At 71.0% G+C, this 14,232-nt stretch carries 11 protein-coding genes; 5 read left to right on the forward strand and 6 right to left on the reverse strand.

Annotated elements, in window-relative coordinates; translation table 11 throughout:
* Window positions 1–24: 24 nt before the first annotated feature.
* Window positions 25–300: a hypothetical protein gene (locus tag IU476_RS28650; protein WP_195105351.1), complete on the reverse strand. Its 276-nt coding sequence runs from the start codon at window positions 298–300 to the stop codon at window positions 25–27.
* A gap of 61 nt (window positions 301–361) precedes the next feature.
* On the opposite strand from IU476_RS28650, the gene yczR reads away from it, so the two are divergent.
* Window positions 362–1,891 (forward strand): MocR-like transcription factor YczR, encoded by a 1,530-nt coding sequence (gene yczR / locus IU476_RS28655; RefSeq protein WP_195105353.1) that lies wholly within the window; start codon window positions 362–364, stop codon window positions 1,889–1,891.
* On the opposite strand, the gene IU476_RS28660 is transcribed toward yczR, so the two are convergent.
* Together IU476_RS28660 and IU476_RS28665 are read right to left on the reverse strand one after the other, a co-directional pair.
* Complete coding sequence (locus IU476_RS28660) at window positions 1,888–2,220, reverse strand: rhodanese-like domain-containing protein (protein ID WP_195105355.1); 333 nt, start codon at window positions 2,218–2,220, stop codon at window positions 1,888–1,890. The two genes, yczR and IU476_RS28660, sit on opposite strands and share 4 nt — an antisense overlap.
* A 122-nt stretch (window positions 2,221–2,342) precedes the next feature.
* Entirely contained in the window at window positions 2,343–3,632 is a 1,290-nt protein-coding gene (locus IU476_RS28665; protein ID WP_195105359.1) for an adenylosuccinate synthase, read from the reverse strand.
* A gap of 671 nt (window positions 3,633–4,303) precedes the next feature.
* Here IU476_RS28665 and IU476_RS28670 point away from each other — a divergent pair.
* Together IU476_RS28670 and IU476_RS28675 are read left to right on the forward strand one after the other, a co-directional pair.
* Complete coding sequence (locus IU476_RS28670) at window positions 4,304–4,927, forward strand: hypothetical protein (RefSeq protein WP_195105485.1); 624 nt, start codon at window positions 4,304–4,306, stop codon at window positions 4,925–4,927.
* A complete protein-coding gene (locus IU476_RS28675) occupies window positions 4,924–5,709 on the forward strand; it encodes a site-2 protease family protein (protein ID WP_195105362.1) in 786 nt (261 codons plus the stop codon). The genes IU476_RS28670 and IU476_RS28675 overlap by 4 nt, the downstream gene beginning before the upstream one ends.
* A gap of 371 nt (window positions 5,710–6,080) precedes the next feature.
* Here IU476_RS28675 and IU476_RS28680 read toward each other — a convergent pair whose 3' ends face one another.
* The gene (locus tag IU476_RS28680) at window positions 6,081–7,235 is read right to left on the reverse strand and encodes an FUSC family protein (protein WP_438944081.1); all 1,155 of its coding nucleotides are present in this window, start codon (window positions 7,233–7,235) and stop codon (window positions 6,081–6,083) included.
* A 19-nt stretch (window positions 7,236–7,254) separates the two neighbouring features.
* Window positions 7,255–7,716, reverse strand: coding sequence for a DUF3151 domain-containing protein (locus IU476_RS28685; protein ID WP_195105364.1), 462 nt, complete (start codon window positions 7,714–7,716; stop codon window positions 7,255–7,257).
* Window positions 7,717–9,955: 2,239 nt separating this feature from the next.
* Here IU476_RS28685 and IU476_RS28690 point away from each other — a divergent pair.
* Together IU476_RS28690 and IU476_RS28695 are read left to right on the forward strand one after the other, a co-directional pair.
* Entirely contained in the window at window positions 9,956–11,254 is a 1,299-nt protein-coding gene (locus IU476_RS28690) for an Rv0361 family membrane protein (RefSeq protein ID WP_195105366.1), read from the forward strand.
* A 193-nt stretch (window positions 11,255–11,447) separates the two neighbouring features.
* The gene (locus tag IU476_RS28695; RefSeq protein ID WP_195105368.1) at window positions 11,448–12,482 is read left to right on the forward strand and encodes a fused (3R)-hydroxyacyl-ACP dehydratase subunits HadA/HadB; all 1,035 of its coding nucleotides are present in this window, start codon (window positions 11,448–11,450) and stop codon (window positions 12,480–12,482) included.
* 30 nt (window positions 12,483–12,512) lie between these two features.
* Here the strand turns inward: IU476_RS28695 and IU476_RS28700 are convergent, their stop codons facing one another.
* Window positions 12,513–14,000 (reverse strand): glycoside hydrolase family 183 protein, encoded by a 1,488-nt coding sequence (locus tag IU476_RS28700; RefSeq protein ID WP_195105372.1) that lies wholly within the window; start codon window positions 13,998–14,000, stop codon window positions 12,513–12,515.
* Window positions 14,001–14,232 lie beyond the last annotated feature (232 nt).

Here is a 14,232-nt window from a genome sequence, read left to right on the forward strand (position 1 = left end):
AGCGTGCGACCAACTGGACCCGGATTAAATATCCACTGGCCCGATACTGGCTTGAAATCCGCGCACCCGCAGCCCACGCCGAGGGTCCACCGCGGCACGGCGCGCCGAGGGCAGGCCACTGTCACGCACTGGACCTTCCCTCTGCGGCCCGCCGTACGACTCGTCCCAATCGGTGAGCGTATGCCGGACCCGCAACGCCGCGCGCCGGAAAGTGCCCCACTCACCAGGCAGCGGCGCGTAATCGCGCACCGCCGCGGTGAACACCACGACGAACGTACCGAGCAGGAGCAGACCCATCATGCCTCCACCCTCCCTCGCGCTGGACTTGAAATACATAGCCACCGACGTGATACTGGCCTGCATGGCAGTACGTGTGATCAGCGCGGCCACCCTGACCCGGGACCTGGGCCGGTGGCGGCAGGACGACTCCGGCGCGCGCCCGGCGGACCCGGAGACGGACGCCGGGACCTCCGCCGCCCGGCGCACCTCGCGTCCCGCGTATCTCGCACTGGCGGAAAGCATTCGGCTGCTGATCCACGACGGCCGCGCGCCCCTCGGCGTCGCGCTGCCCAGCGAGCGCGACCTGGCGACCACCCTCGGCGTCAGCCGCACCACCGTCACCTCCGCGTACGCGCTGCTGCGCGAGAACGGCTACCTGATCAGCCGGCAGGGTTCGCGCAGCACCGTCGCCCTGCCCGCCGGCATCAAGCACGACGGCACCAAACCGGCGCGCAGCATCCTCGCGATGATGTCGCCGGGCGAACTGCCGACCATCGACCTGACCTACGCCGCGATGTCCGCTCCCCCGGAGATGAGCGAGGCGTATTCGACCGCGCTGCAAGGCCTTCCGATCTACCTCGGCACCCACGGCATGGACCCGGTGGGCGTGCTGCCGCTGCGCGAGGCGATCGCCCGGCGCTACACCGAGCGCGGCCTGCCCACCGAGCCCGAGCAGATCCTGGTCACCCTCGGCGCCCAGCACGGCCTGCGCCTGCTGCTGAACGTCCTCACCGCACCCGCCGAGCGCGTGCTCATCGACCACCCCACCTACCCCAACGCGATCGAGGCGATCCGCGACGTCGGCGCCCGCCCGGTGCCCGTGCCGCTGCGCCCGGAACGGCCCGGCGCGGCCTGGGATCTCGACGGAATCCGCAGTGCCGCAAGGCAGACCGCGGCCAGCACCGCCTACCTCGTGCCCGACTTCAACAACCCCACCGGCCTGCTGATGAATGCCGACAGCCGGGCCGAGCTGGCCGCCATCGCCCGCGAGACCCGGATGACGGTGATCGTCGACGAGTCGATGGTGGACCAGCAGCTGGAGGGCGAGAACCCGCCGCCGGTAGCGGCTTTCGCGCGCGGGCCGGAGATCGTCACGATCGGCTCGGCGTCGAAGTCGTTCTGGGGCGGCCTGCGCGTGGGCTGGGTGCGCGCCAACCAGTCGCTGATCACCAAGCTGCTCGGCACCCGCTCGACCGTCGACCTGGGCACCCCGGTGATGGACCAGCTGGCCACCGTGTACCTGCTCGAACATGCCGAGACCATCCTCGCCCGCCGCCGCGACCAGCTGCGCAGCCGCCGCGCGACGCTGCTGGACGCCCTGGCCGAGGAGCTGCCGGACTGGCGCGCGGTGCCCGGTGTCGGCGGCATGTCGCTGTGGGTGCAGCTGCCCGCACCGGTCTCGACCGCGCTCGCCGCCACCGCGCCCAATCACGGCGTATTGCTCGCCGCCGGACCACGTTTCGGCGTGCAGGGCGCGTTCGAGCGGTTCCTCCGCCTGCCCTTCACGCAGGAGGAGTCGGAGCTGCGGCTGGGCGTCAAGGCCGTCGCCGCCGCCTACGCGGCCCTCACGCCGCACGCGGCCGATCCGCTCGCGCCGCTCACCTGCTACTAGCGGCTCTCCAGCGCCCCGCCGGCGGCCCGCCACTCGATCAGTCCGCCGGACATGTTCTTGGCCTCGAAGCCGTAGTCGATGAGCAGGTTGGCGGCACCGTAGGACCGCAGGCCGCCGGTGCAGAAGGTGATCAGGAGCCGATCGTCCGGCAGCTCCGCGCAACCCTCGGCCAGCTGCTCCAGCGGCAGGTGGACCGCGCCGGGGATGTGGGTGCGATGCCACTCGAACTGCCGCCGCACGTCAACGATGAGCGCGCCGGCGCGGACGGCGTCGATCGCCTCCGCGGCCGACACGGACGGTGCGCGATGCAGATAGTGCCGAATGCCCACGGGATCGGTCCTCACTTCGTCGGTCGATAACCTTCAGCTTAGCTGAAGGTCATGCCGACGGCACCGCTCGCTCCTCCAAAAGAGCGGCGGCACCGGCGAAGTCGGCCCGGCCGCGGCGGGGGTCAGCCCAGCACGTCGTGCCGGACGATGGTCTCGTCACGGCCCGGGCCGACGCCGATGCAGGAGATGCGGCTGCCGGACAGTTCCTCCAGCCGCAGCACGTAGGCCTGCGCGTTGGCGGGCAGGTCCTCGAAGGTGCGGGCGCCGGAGATGTCCTCCCACCAGCCGGGCATCTCCTCGTAGATGGGCCGGGCGTGGTGGAATTCGGTCTGCGTGGTCGGCATCTGCTCGACCCGCTCACCGTCGATTTCGTAGGCGACGCAGATCGGCACCCGGTCGAGGCTGGAGAGCACGTCCAGCTTGGTGAGGAAGTAGTCGGTGATGCCGTTGACCCGGGTGGCGTAGCGCGCGATGACGGCGTCGAACCAGCCGGTGCGCCGCGCGCGGCCGGTGGTCACGCCGACTTCGCCGCCGGTCTTGGCGAGGTATTCGCCGGACTGGTCGAACAGTTCGGTCGGGAACGGCCCGGAGCCGACGCGGGTGGTGTAGGCCTTCAGGATGCCGAGCACCGCGCCGATCCGGTTGGGTCCGATGCCCGAGCCGACGGCCGCGCCGCCCGAGGTCGGGTTGGACGAGGTGACGTAGGGGTAGGTGCCGTGGTCGACGTCGAGCAGGGTGCCCTGCGAGCCTTCCAGCAGGACCGTCTCGCCGCCCTCGAGCGCCTGGTTGAGCAGCAGGCGGGTGTCGCTGATGCGATGTTTGAAGCCCTCGGCCTGGGTCAGCACCTCGTCGACCACCTGCTGCGCGTCCAGCGCGCGGCGGTTGTAGATCTTCACCAGCACCTGGTTCTTGAATTCCAGGGCGGCCTCGACCTTCTGGGTGAGGATCTTCTCGTCCAGCAGATCGGCGACGCGCACGCCCACGCGCGCGACCTTGTCCTGGTAGCACGGGCCGATGCCGCGCCCGGTGGTGCCGATCTTCTTGTTGCCGAGGAAGCGTTCGGTGACCTTATCGATGGCCACGTGATACGGCATGATCAGGTGCGCGTCGGCGGAGAGCAGCAGCCGCGAGGTGTCCACGCCGCGCTCCTCCAGCCCGGCCAGTTCCTCCAGCAGCACGCCCGGGTCGACGACCACGCCGTTGCCGATCACATTGGTCACGCCCGGAGTGAGGATCCCCGACGGGATCAGATGCAGCGCGAAGTTGTCGCCGTTGGGCAACACCACGGTGTGACCCGCGTTGTTGCCACCCTGGTAGCGCACGACCCATTGGACTCGACCGCCGAGCAAGTCGGTAGCTTTGCCCTTACCCTCGTCGCCCCATTGGGCGCCGATCAGGACGATTGCCGGCATGTGGAGTCTCCTACGGTTCGACGCGCAACGTCCACGACGCTGCAGCTACCTGCCGTTTCCGAGGCGGCGGCCGGGAGCACAGTCTAATGGATGCCCACCAGCCACTTCCCGAGCCGACGCGCCCGCTGTGACCTGGCCCACACACCCCCCTAAGATGTGAACCGCCACAACATCTTTCACGACGCCCCCGCCACCCACCAGGCGCCCGAATGGCACAGATCACACCGAAGACCTGCACCGACACCTTTCCCCCAACCCGACGAAACCCGCAAACGACCGATCGAACACCCCGAACTCCGGGTAGTCACAAACGGCAACAACCACAACAATCGCCAACGAACACCCCAAACCCAACAACACCAGCCGGAAAAGGGGCAGATGAGAAGCCGTACCCCACCACTCCCGCAACCCCACCCGGTTTGCGGCGCGGGCTCGGTTTTCGGTGGCCTCCGCGCAAGCGACGAAGGAGCAAGCGGAGGCCACCGAAAACCGAGCCTCAAAGCGCCGCAAACCCGCGACGCCGAAGGCGGCGCCAAAGTTCCAGCTATGGTGGCTCGGGAGGTGGGCCCGCAGCGAGCCCGCCCGAATGCAGCGAGGACGATGCAGTTGTCCGGTCCGAGGAGGGTGTGCCGCAGTTGAGTACCCATGTTCTCCGCTGCAACGGCGCCCCGATGCCGATCGCGCTCGCGTCGCTGCCGACGACGCAGACCGCGGCGATCCCGGACGGCTCCGAACTCGACGAGTTGCTGCCGGTGCTGGCGGCGGACAGCCTGCCCCGGCTGATCGTGCTCGGCGAGGACGCGGGTCTGGCGGCGGTGCTCACGCATCTGATGCGCACCGAGCGGCTGGGGGTGGAGATCGGCTATGTGCCGGTGGACCGCACCTACGGTTCGCGCGCCTATCAGACCGGCACCGGTTCCGCGGCGGCCAAGCGTGCGCTGGAGGGCAAGCCGGCCGAGACGCCGCTGATCCGGGACGACACCGGCAAGGTGTTGATCGGCCGAGCCACGATCTGCGGGCCGCACAGTGGCAAACTGGAGGGTGAGGCCTACGTCGACGACGTCCGGCTGTTCACCGGAAAGGTTCGGGCACTGCATATTTCGCCGACTCTCGAGGCTCCGGGCGTGCGCGCCACGGCGGTGCGCGGCCTGCGCAAGCGGCGCTGGGTGGCCGGGCGCGCGGTCCAGCTGGGTTCGCCGGGCGCGGAGGTGACCCGCGACGGGATCAGCAGCGACCGGACGGTGCCGCGGTCGACGTTCTATCGCCACCACGTGCCCTGGCTGCTGGTCCGATGAGTCGTCCGTTCGGCGCGCGCCGCATGTCCGGCGCGGTGCGGCCCAGCCCGGTGTTCCTGCTGATCGTCGTGGTCGCGGTGGCGGGTGGGGCGCTGGCCTGGGACGCCGACGTGTCGTCGTGGCGGGCGAAGGCGGGCGTGTTCGTCATGGTGGTGTTCGGCTGGATCGTCAGCCTGTGCCTGCACGAGTTCGGGCACGCCTATACCGCGTGGCGGGCGGGTGACCGCGAGGTGGAGTTGCGCGGATATCTGACGTTGAATCCGCTGAAGTACAGCCATCCGGTGTTGTCGATCGTGTTGCCGATCATCTTCATCGCGCTGGGCGGGATCGCGCTGCCGGGCGGCGCGGTCTATTTGCAGCCGGGCAATTATTCGACGCGCACGCAGCGGATGATCAGCGGCGCGGGCCCGGCGGTGAACGCCGCCTGCGCGGTGGTGCTGCTGGTGGTGGTGCGGCTGTTCGGTTCGTCGGCGTCGCATCCGGCGTTCTGGTTCGGGCTGAGTTTTCTCGCCTATCTGCAGATCATCGCGACCGTGTTGAATCTGATCCCGGTGCCGGGCACCGACGGGTACGGCATTCTGGAGCCGTCGCTGAGTTATCAGACCCGGCGGTCGCTGGACCAGGTGAAGCCGTGGGGTTTCCTGCTGCTGTTCGCGCTGCTGTGGGGTGTGCCGCCGCTGCGGGACGCCTTCTATCAGCTCGTCGACACGCTTTTCGACCTGTCCGGAGTTCCGTGGCGATGGTGGCGGTACGGCAGCAGCCTGACCTGGTTCTGGATGTAACCGCACCGGGTCTGCCGCCGGACCGCGCACCATCGCCCGGACCTCCCCCTACTTTCCCCTCCCGTTCCGGGCCGCCCGATCCGATCTCGGCGATCGAGCGGCCCGCTTCGCTCCGGGCGGACCGGCCACCACACCATATGGCCGTTGCTGTCCGCCGCTGTCGCGAAGCTCCTACCGCGCCACCCCTCGTCGGCGCGGTCGAGAACGACGTTACGAGCGGCCGGCGCCGGGTACACGAGTAGTCCACTACCCGAAGATCAAAGACCCTGTCGCGCAGGCGAACCGACCGCCTCGCAGTTCGGCGCGAATGCACGTGCACGCCTGCGTAGTGCGAATCGCCTGGGAGAGCGGGCGATTCGACAGCAAACCGATCAGTCCTCCGGGGTGACGTAGGGCGTTTCCACGGTGGGCGGCAGCAGCGCGATCGCCGACAGCCGCTTCACACCGCACACCTGCATCAGGTCCACGACGATCGACCGCAGTTGCGCGAACACCACATGCGCCGACAGCCCGGCGCCGTCGACCAGATCCTTGGTGGCGCCCTTGGCGACTCGGCGCAGGACGCGGGTGGCCTCCGCGGCGTCGGGCTGCTCGCCCGGGTCGGCGAGCAGATAGCGGCGCACCACGTCGACGGCCTTGCCGAGGTCCTCCACCTCGTCGACCAGGCGCGGGTCGAGGATCTCGTCGTCGCGGACCAGGGTCAGCGCGCGGCGCAGCAGTACGCGGGTGTTGCGGACGGCGTTGTCGAGCGGGTCGGCGGCGGCGCGAATGGTTTCCAGGCGCCGGCGCGAATTCCAGTACAGCGGGGAGATGCGGCTGACCTCGCGGCCGCCCTCGAGGGCGCTGCGCAGCCCGTCGATCTGCGGTTGCGTGCCGCGCGCGGAGTCGAGGGCGAGCCGGACCTTGTCGGCGTCCTGTTCGTGCAGGCCGTCGGCGCATTCGGTGAGCGACTTGCCGATCACCGCGAGGATGTCGGCGGCCTGCTGGCGGGCCCGCCGCACCGGGTGCAGCGGAATGACGGCGACCACCAGGACCCCGACCAGGCCGCCGACCAGCGCGTCGATCATGCGGTTGGCGCCGCCGCCGGTGTGCGGCGGCATCAGCGTGGCCACCAGCACCGCGGAACTGGCGGCCTGCATCGGGATGATGGCGCCGCCGTCGAGAAACACCGCGATCGCCATCGCGCACGCCACCACCAGGGCGATCTGCCACGGGCCGGTGCCGACGCGGGCGATGAAGAAGTCACCGATGCCGATGCCGACCGCGACGCCGGCCACCAGTTCCACCGAGCGCCGCAGCCGCGCGCCGAAGGACACGCCGATCGAGATGACGGCGGCCATGGGCGCGAAGAACGGCTGCGGATGCCCGATCACGTGATGGGCGAGGAACCAGGCGAGAGCGGCGCCGACCGCGCACTGCACGATCGGCAGGGCGGACTTGCGCAGGCGCTGAGCACCGTTGCGCAGGCGCTGTTTACCGCCGTCGCGCACGGCGTCGATCCGTAGCGAGGTAGGCGCGGTGGTCAATGCGATGTGCTGGCTTCGCTCAGTCCAGGCCGAGTTCGCCGGCCGCCCGCGGGTCGCAGTCCTCGAGCAGGTCCAGGCAGCGGGCGTATTCGTCGGTCTCGCCGATGGCGCGGGCGGCCCGCGCGAGCGCGCCGACGCTGCGCAGGAAGCCGCGGTTGGGCTCGTGGCTCCACGGCACCGGGCCGAAACCCTTCCAGCCGTTGCGGCGCAACAGGTCCAGGCCGCGGTGGTAGCCGGTGCGCGCGAACGCGTAGGCCGAGATGACGTCGTGGTCGACCGCGCTGGCGCCGTCGAGTTCGGCACCGGCGGCCGCGGCGCGGGACAGGGCGTCCTCGGCGAGTCTGGCCCAGGCGATCGACGCGGTCGGGTGCGCGGCCGCGACCTGCACCGGGTCCTGGTTCTCGACTATCGCTTCCTCCGCATCGGAGAGTTCGGGGAGCAATACCGGCTGCGGTCCGAGCAGATCGCCGAAGGAGGTCATGAGGACATTATGTACACCCGGCCCGAGCCGGGTTCGTCTGTCGTGCCGCAATGTGCACCGTTGCCCGGAATGCTCGTTAGGCTGACCGTCGAGTTCACTGTTGACGTTGAGCGAGGGGTAGCGCGTGTCCGACCCGAACGACCAGAAGCCCGAACGGCAGGCACACCCGGGGTCTCCCGGTGCCGAACGCTCGTCGCCCGCCGCGGCGCGCGGCCCCGCCGGGCCGGACGCCGGGCAGACCCAGCGCATCTCCCGCGACCAGGTAGCCGGTCGCGGAGAAGCCGACACGCCCGACCCCAACGCCCGAACCGAGGCCATCCGAAAAACCCCCGATTCCGAAAAGCCCGCCGCGACTCCCCCCAACTCCCCCGCACCCCGCCCCGGCGTAGCCCCCTCCCCCGAGCCCCCGCGCCCGGGCCTCAACCGCCCCGCACAGTCCGGCCCCGCCGCGCGGCCGGGCGGCCCCGCCGCCGGGCAGGCAGGTGGGCAAGCCGGCAGTCAGGCAGGTGGACAGCCGGGCGGGCAAGCGGGTCCGGGCGGGCAAGCCGGTCCGGGCGGGCAAGCCGACCGTCCGAGCCAAGACGGCCCCGGCCAACAGCCGGACACGCCCTCCAGCACACCCGGCCGACCTCCACAGCCCGACCGCCGCCCCGGCAAACAGACCGGCGTCTTCGGTCGCCCCGCACAGGGCGGCCCGGCCCCGCGCCCTACCGGGAACCCAAGTGGCCCAGGGCAGTTCAACCGCCCCGCCCAGGGCACTCCCGCCCCCGACCAGCGCCCGGCAGGCGAATCCGGGCAAGCGAACCGCCCCGCCCAGAACGAGCCCACGCGTGGCCTGGCAGGTGGATCCGGACAGGGCAACCGTCCCGGCCGAGACGAGCCCACCCGCGGCCTCGCGGGCGCAGCGGCGGGACAACGACCGGAAGGCGAACGCGGCGACCAACGCCTCGGCGGAGCGACCAACCAAGCGAACCGACCCGCTCGAGACGAGCCGGGCCGCGGCCACGCGGGCGCAGAAGCAGCCGGCCAACGGCCGCAGAACGAACGCGGCGACCAACATCCGGGCGGAACGACCGGCCAACCGAACCTGCCCGGCCGAGGCGACGAGCGCGCGGGCGCCCCTTCAACCGCACCCGGACAAACGAACCAGCCGGGCAGAACCGACGAGCGCACAGGCGGAGCGGCGAACGCCCCCGGACAGGGCGATCGGCCCACACCGAGCGAGCAACAACGCGATGCACCGGGCGAAGGTTCCGCACCCACTCGCCCGGTGCCGCAGACCGGCCCCGCAGGCCGTGACACACAAGCCGGGCATTCCCCCGCAACACAAGGCCCATCACAGACCGCAGCTTCAGGCGAGCCCGGGGCGGCCGCACAGACACGACCAGTTCCTTGGCAACAGCGACCTGGCACCCCCAGTTCCCCTGCGACACAAGGCGATTCAGCGAAATCGAATAAGGGCACAGCGGCGCAAGGTGTTCCGGGCGCCGATGGGCCAGCCGCCGCAAGCCGAGAGAGCGCGGGCCGCTCCGGCTCAGCAAGTGGTAACCAGGCCGACGCTGGAAAGACGGGTGCAGGGGGCGCAGGCGAAATCGGCGCAGGGCAGGCAGGCGCGGATCGAGCGGGCACAGGCCGGGCCGGCGCGGGCCAGGCAGGCCCGGATCGAGCGGGCACGGGGCAGGCCGGCGCGGGCCAGGCAAGCGCGGAACAGACGGGCATCGCAGGCGCGAGTCAGACAGGCGCGGAGCAGGGCCGGACGACTGGCGCGGGGCGGGCAAGTGCAGGCCAGGCGGGCGCGGAGCGGACGGGCATTGCAGGCGCGGGACAGGCAGGTGCGGAGCAGGGACGGACGAGCGGCGCGGGGCGGGCAGGTTCGGCAGGGGGCGGGCGGGCATCGTCGGGTGAGGGATCGGTAGCTGGTGGGGCACAAGGTGGTTCGGCGCGGGAGGGAGCCGCTGCCGTGCCGCCAGGTGATCGGGGGGCGGCGCAGGGCGAGGATCGTGCGGGTCGCCGGCGGGAGCAGGGCGGTTCGGGCGCGGCCGAGGTCCGGTTTGCGGGTGGGGCGGCGAGGGGTGGGACCTCTTCTCCGACAGCGGATTCGATCAAGCGGTCGGCTGCCGCGGCGGGGGTGAGCGGGTCCGAGAGTGAGACCGAGGCTATTCCGAAGTCGGGGGCCGGGAAGCCTTCCGGGAGTTCGGGGGCCAAGGGCTCGGGAGGGGAAGAGGAGGCCGGGTCGGAGTTGCCGACGACGGCTATTCCGGCGGTGTCGAATCCCTCCGACGCGCAGACCATGGTGCTGCCCGTACAGCAGCCCGGCAATCAAGCCACGGAGAAGCCGCGCACCGGCGGAGCTTCCCAGCCCGCCGGAAAGCAGCGCACCGACCCGCAGCCCACTGAGAAACCACGTGCCGGTGACACCGCACAACCCACCGAGATGCTGCCCACCGGCAGGGCTACGCCTTCCGACACACCGCGCCGCGGCGACACCGCGCAGCCGACGGAGATGTTGCCTACCGGCGGGACCGCACCACGTCCCGGCGGGGCCACGCCTACCGACGCACCGCGCCCCGGCGACACCGGGCAGCCCACCGAGATGTTGCCCACCGGCGGAGCCGCACCACGTCCCGGCGGGGCCACGCCCACCGACAAACCGCGCCCCGGCGACGCCGGGCAGCCGACCGAGATGTTGCCTACCGGCGGGGTCGGGGCCAGTGGGAAGCCGCGTACCGGCGGGCCTGCGGAGCCCACGGAGAAGTTGCGTACCGGTGGGGCCGCGCAGGCGGGGGATCGGGTGGTGGCGTCGGGGGCGGGGCCCGCGCCGGTTACTCGGCCGCCTGCTACGCCGCGGCCGGGGGCGGGGCCCAAGAACGCTGTGCCGCAAGGGTCTTCGGGGCCGGGGCAGGCGGGGGCGCCCGGGGAGCCGGGGCGGTCGGGGATGGCGCGGCCGCCGCGGCAGGGCAGTGCGCCCTCGCCGGCGGATGTCCAGCCGACCACGCCCGCGCAGCCGCTGCCGCCGCGAGCGCAGCAGGGCCAGCCGCGGCCGGTCGCCCCGCCGCAGCATGTGCCGCCCGCGGGCGACGCGCCCGGGAAATCGGGTCCCGACAAGCGCTGGCTGATAGCCGCGGGCGCGGCGGTGGTCGTCGTGATCGCGGTGATCGTCGCCGTGGTCGGACTCAGCGGCAGCAAGACCGACAATTCGCCGGAGGGCCGGGTGAAGGCCGCCGTCTCGAGTTACGCCGACGCGCTCGACAGCGGCGACCTGACCGAATTGCGCGCGACCACCTCCGGCCCGCTGCACGACTTCTACCAGAACATCGCCCCCGACCAGTTCGCGGGCGTGTACAAGCTCTCGGTGGATCAGAAGAAGGTGCCGCGGATCGACAGCGTGGACTCCGTGCAGATCACCGGCGACAAGGCGGTGGCGCAGGCCAGCGTCTACACCGAGGCCGACAAGGACAACCGGATCGCCCGCACCTTCGACCTGCAGCAGACCCCCGACGGCTGGAAGGTCTGCGACCCGCCGAATGCCGCCGGCTGAGCCCCGGGCCTGTGACGTTCATCGCCGCCCTGTGACGAACCCGCGGCGGCGCGCGATGAACGTCACAGAGACCTGGTCGTCGGTCCGGCACCTCGGTAGCATGACGCGGTTGCCTGGCCGCCCCAACAGCCCACCCGGGGTTTCGGCCGGGCCGGAATTTACGCAGTAAGACTTCTAGCAGGGAGCAAGGGACATGCCGGAGCTGGCACCCGACGCGCCGGCACCCCCCGATTTGGCGGGTCGGCACTACCGAATTCGGGACCACTACGACGTCGGTCGGGAGAAGATCCGCGAATTCGCGCGGGCGGTGCAGAACAGCCACCCGGCCCACTGGTACGACGCCGGCAAGCTCGGCTGGGACGGCATCATCGCGCCGCCGACCTTCGGTTCGGTGATCGGCATGACCATCACCCAGGCGCTGCTCGACACGGTCCTCTCCGATTACGACCTGTCCCAGGTGCTGCAGACCGACCAGGTCTTCGAGGCGCACCGCCCGATCATGGCCGGGGACCGGCTGCACAGCGAGGCGGTGATCGAGTCGGTGCGGCGGGTGCGCGGCAACGACTTCATCGTCGTGAAGGCCGTTCTCACCGACGACTCCGGCGCCGTCGTGCTGGTGGCCACCACCAGCATCGTGGCGCGGCTGGGCGAGGGCGACCCGGATATCGTGCGGCTGGTGGAGGGTCTGGTCATGCGCCGCCGCGCCGACGGTCCGGTCGACCCGGAGGTGCTCTCGCAGATCGACACCGATCAGTTCACCCGGGTTCCGGAACTGGCCGAATCCTGGCGTGGCACACCGGTTCACACCGAACCGAACTTCGACGACCTGGACGTCGGCTTCCAATTGCCCACGGCCACCATGCAATTGACCCGCGGCGATCTGGTCAACTACGCCGGCGTCTCCGGCGACCCCAACCCGATCCACTTCAGTGACCGGGCCGCCGAGCTGGCGGGCCTGCCAACGGTCGTCGCACACGGCCTGCTGACCATGGGCCTGGGCGGCCAGTACCTGACCTCTTGGCTGGGCGATCCGACCGCGATCGAGAGCTACAGCGTCCGGCTGTCCGGTTATGTGCCGGTGGAGCCGCTGTCCCCCGCTCGGATCGACTTCAGCGGCAAGATCAAGGCACTGGATCCGGAGCGTCGCACGGCTACGATCCTGCTCAGCGGCACCTCGGCGGGCAAGAAGCTGTTCGGCCGCGCTATCGCCCAGGTGCGCCTGAGTTAGATACCACCACAACGCCTTTCGACGACGCGATCAGTCGTCGAGTTCGGCGTGCATCAGGTAGACGTTGTAGTCGCTCCAGGTGCTGATGGTGAAGTAGAGGTCCGAGCCGGTGGACCACGGGTGGATGAAGCCGCCGTAGAGCTCGGGGTACTGGCTCACCGGGACCGTCGGCGTGCTCTCCGACCAGACCCCTTGGGGCGAATTCGCCTCGCGCACAACGATGGCCGCCTTCGCGGTGTCCAGGTAGCTCAGCTGCCAGACCGCGCGGGCCGGGTCGTAGCGCACCGACAGCTCGCCGGCGGGCCCGTCGACGATCGGGGTGGCCGACTGCGCGCCGCCGACCGGCGTCCAGGAGCCGTCGCGCCAGTATTGGTAGGCGGTGGTGTCGAGCACCTGGTCCTTGGGCACTCGGGCGAGGCCCACCGAGCCGAGCCGGGTGTTGGGCGTGCCGAACATGTACACGTAGTCGCCCTGCGGAACCATCGCCGCGACTTGGAAATTCGCGAGTCCGAAGATGTTGTCCCAGCGCGCGTGCGGGTCCTTGGTCCAGGTCTGGCCGTGGTCGTCGGAGTAGGCGATGCCGCCGTAGTTGGTGTAGAAGGTGCCGGGCACACCGTTCCAGGTGCGAATCGACATGTAGCTCAGGTACTGCCGGTAACCGGTCGGTGAATCCGGTTGCGGCAGTGCGAATCCCGAGGTCGGAATGGTGGTGATCTCGATATTGTCCTTCTTGCGGCTCGACAGCACCTCCGCGGCGTGGCAGCGGTCGTCGGTGACCATGCGGTCCAGCACCATACCCTGGCTCAGGTCCCGGTTGCTGCTGAAGCCGAGCAGGTTGCTGCGCCAGTCGCCGCCCATCCCGCCCGGCGGATGGAAGCCGACGCCGACGGTGTCGCCGAACGCCACCGCGACCTCGTCGGGCGCGCTCTCCCACATGATTCCGAGATCGGTGCCGTAGACCTGCCACCGCTTGTCGGTGCGATTGACCGACTGCGCGCCGGTCAGCTTGGCGACCTCGCGCACCGCGCGCACGCCGGGTGCGGGCGGGGCGGGCGTGCGGGGCGCGGCCTCCACCGGCGGTTCGGCGTGCGGCGGGGGCGGCGGCACCGGGTCCGGCGAGGGTCCCGGGGGCAGCGCGAAATAGAACGGCTGCGGTTTGAGCAGCAGTTCGGGCAGGCCGAGGCGACCCAGCGGGCCGGGCGGCGGCTCGGGCGTGTCGGTGAGGTCCGGACAGGGATTCGCGCACGGGTCCGGCAGCAGCTCCAGTTGCGTGCGCGTGGGCGGACCGGCGGGCGCGGGACCCGGATCGGCCGTGACCACCGGGTAGGGCACCGGCACCTCGAGCGTCTTCGGGACCAGCCCGGCATGGGTCGGCGCCGGGTCGGCCGGGCACGGTCCCACCCCGGGAGTGGCTGCGGGAGAACCGGGTTCGGCGTGGGCCGCAGCGTGCTGCGTACCCATCAACGCCCCGGCACCCACGACGATCGCTCCAACGGCAGCCAGCAGCCGCACGGCCATGGTCCAACCCCTCGACACCGTGTCTTGCGCGAATACGGACGCCGCGAACGCCGCGCGGCCTCTCACCCGCGCCAGACACTACCGGGACGAACGCGGCGATTCGCGGCATTCCGCGCCGATGTCCCGCGGATGCGACGCGGGCTAGGGCGACGGCGGCCGCGCACCTGGTGTCCACCCCCAACGGCACCGCCAGCGCAGGGCGCGTGCACATCGCCCTACCGGCGGAGGCCGC

Source organism: Nocardia blacklockiae (assembly GCF_015477355.1).
GTDB classification, from domain to species: Bacteria; Actinomycetota; Actinomycetes; order Mycobacteriales; family Mycobacteriaceae; genus Nocardia; species Nocardia blacklockiae.

What these genes read in the sequence shown, in the direction of transcription:
- IU476_RS28665 (WP_195105359.1), bottom strand. Translation starts at nt 3,632, where the DNA reads ATGCCGGCAATCGTCCTGATCGGCGCCCAATGGGGCGACGAGGGTAAG.
- IU476_RS28675 (WP_195105362.1), top strand. Translation starts at nt 4,924, where the DNA reads ATGAGTCGTCCGTTCGGCGCGCGCCGCATGTCCGGCGCGGTGCGGCCC.
- IU476_RS28700 (WP_195105372.1), bottom strand. Translation starts at nt 14,000, where the DNA reads ATGGCCGTGCGGCTGCTGGCTGCCGTTGGAGCGATCGTCGTGGGTGCC.
- IU476_RS28685 (WP_195105364.1), bottom strand. Translation starts at nt 7,716, where the DNA reads ATGACCTCCTTCGGCGATCTGCTCGGACCGCAGCCGGTATTGCTCCCC.
- IU476_RS28670 (WP_195105485.1), top strand. Translation starts at nt 4,304, where the DNA reads ATGCCGATCGCGCTCGCGTCGCTGCCGACGACGCAGACCGCGGCGATC.
- IU476_RS28695 (WP_195105368.1), top strand. Translation starts at nt 11,448, where the DNA reads ATGCCGGAGCTGGCACCCGACGCGCCGGCACCCCCCGATTTGGCGGGT.
- IU476_RS28650 (WP_195105351.1), bottom strand. Translation starts at nt 300, where the DNA reads ATGATGGGTCTGCTCCTGCTCGGTACGTTCGTCGTGGTGTTCACCGCG.
- yczR (WP_195105353.1), top strand. Translation starts at nt 362, where the DNA reads ATGGCAGTACGTGTGATCAGCGCGGCCACCCTGACCCGGGACCTGGGC.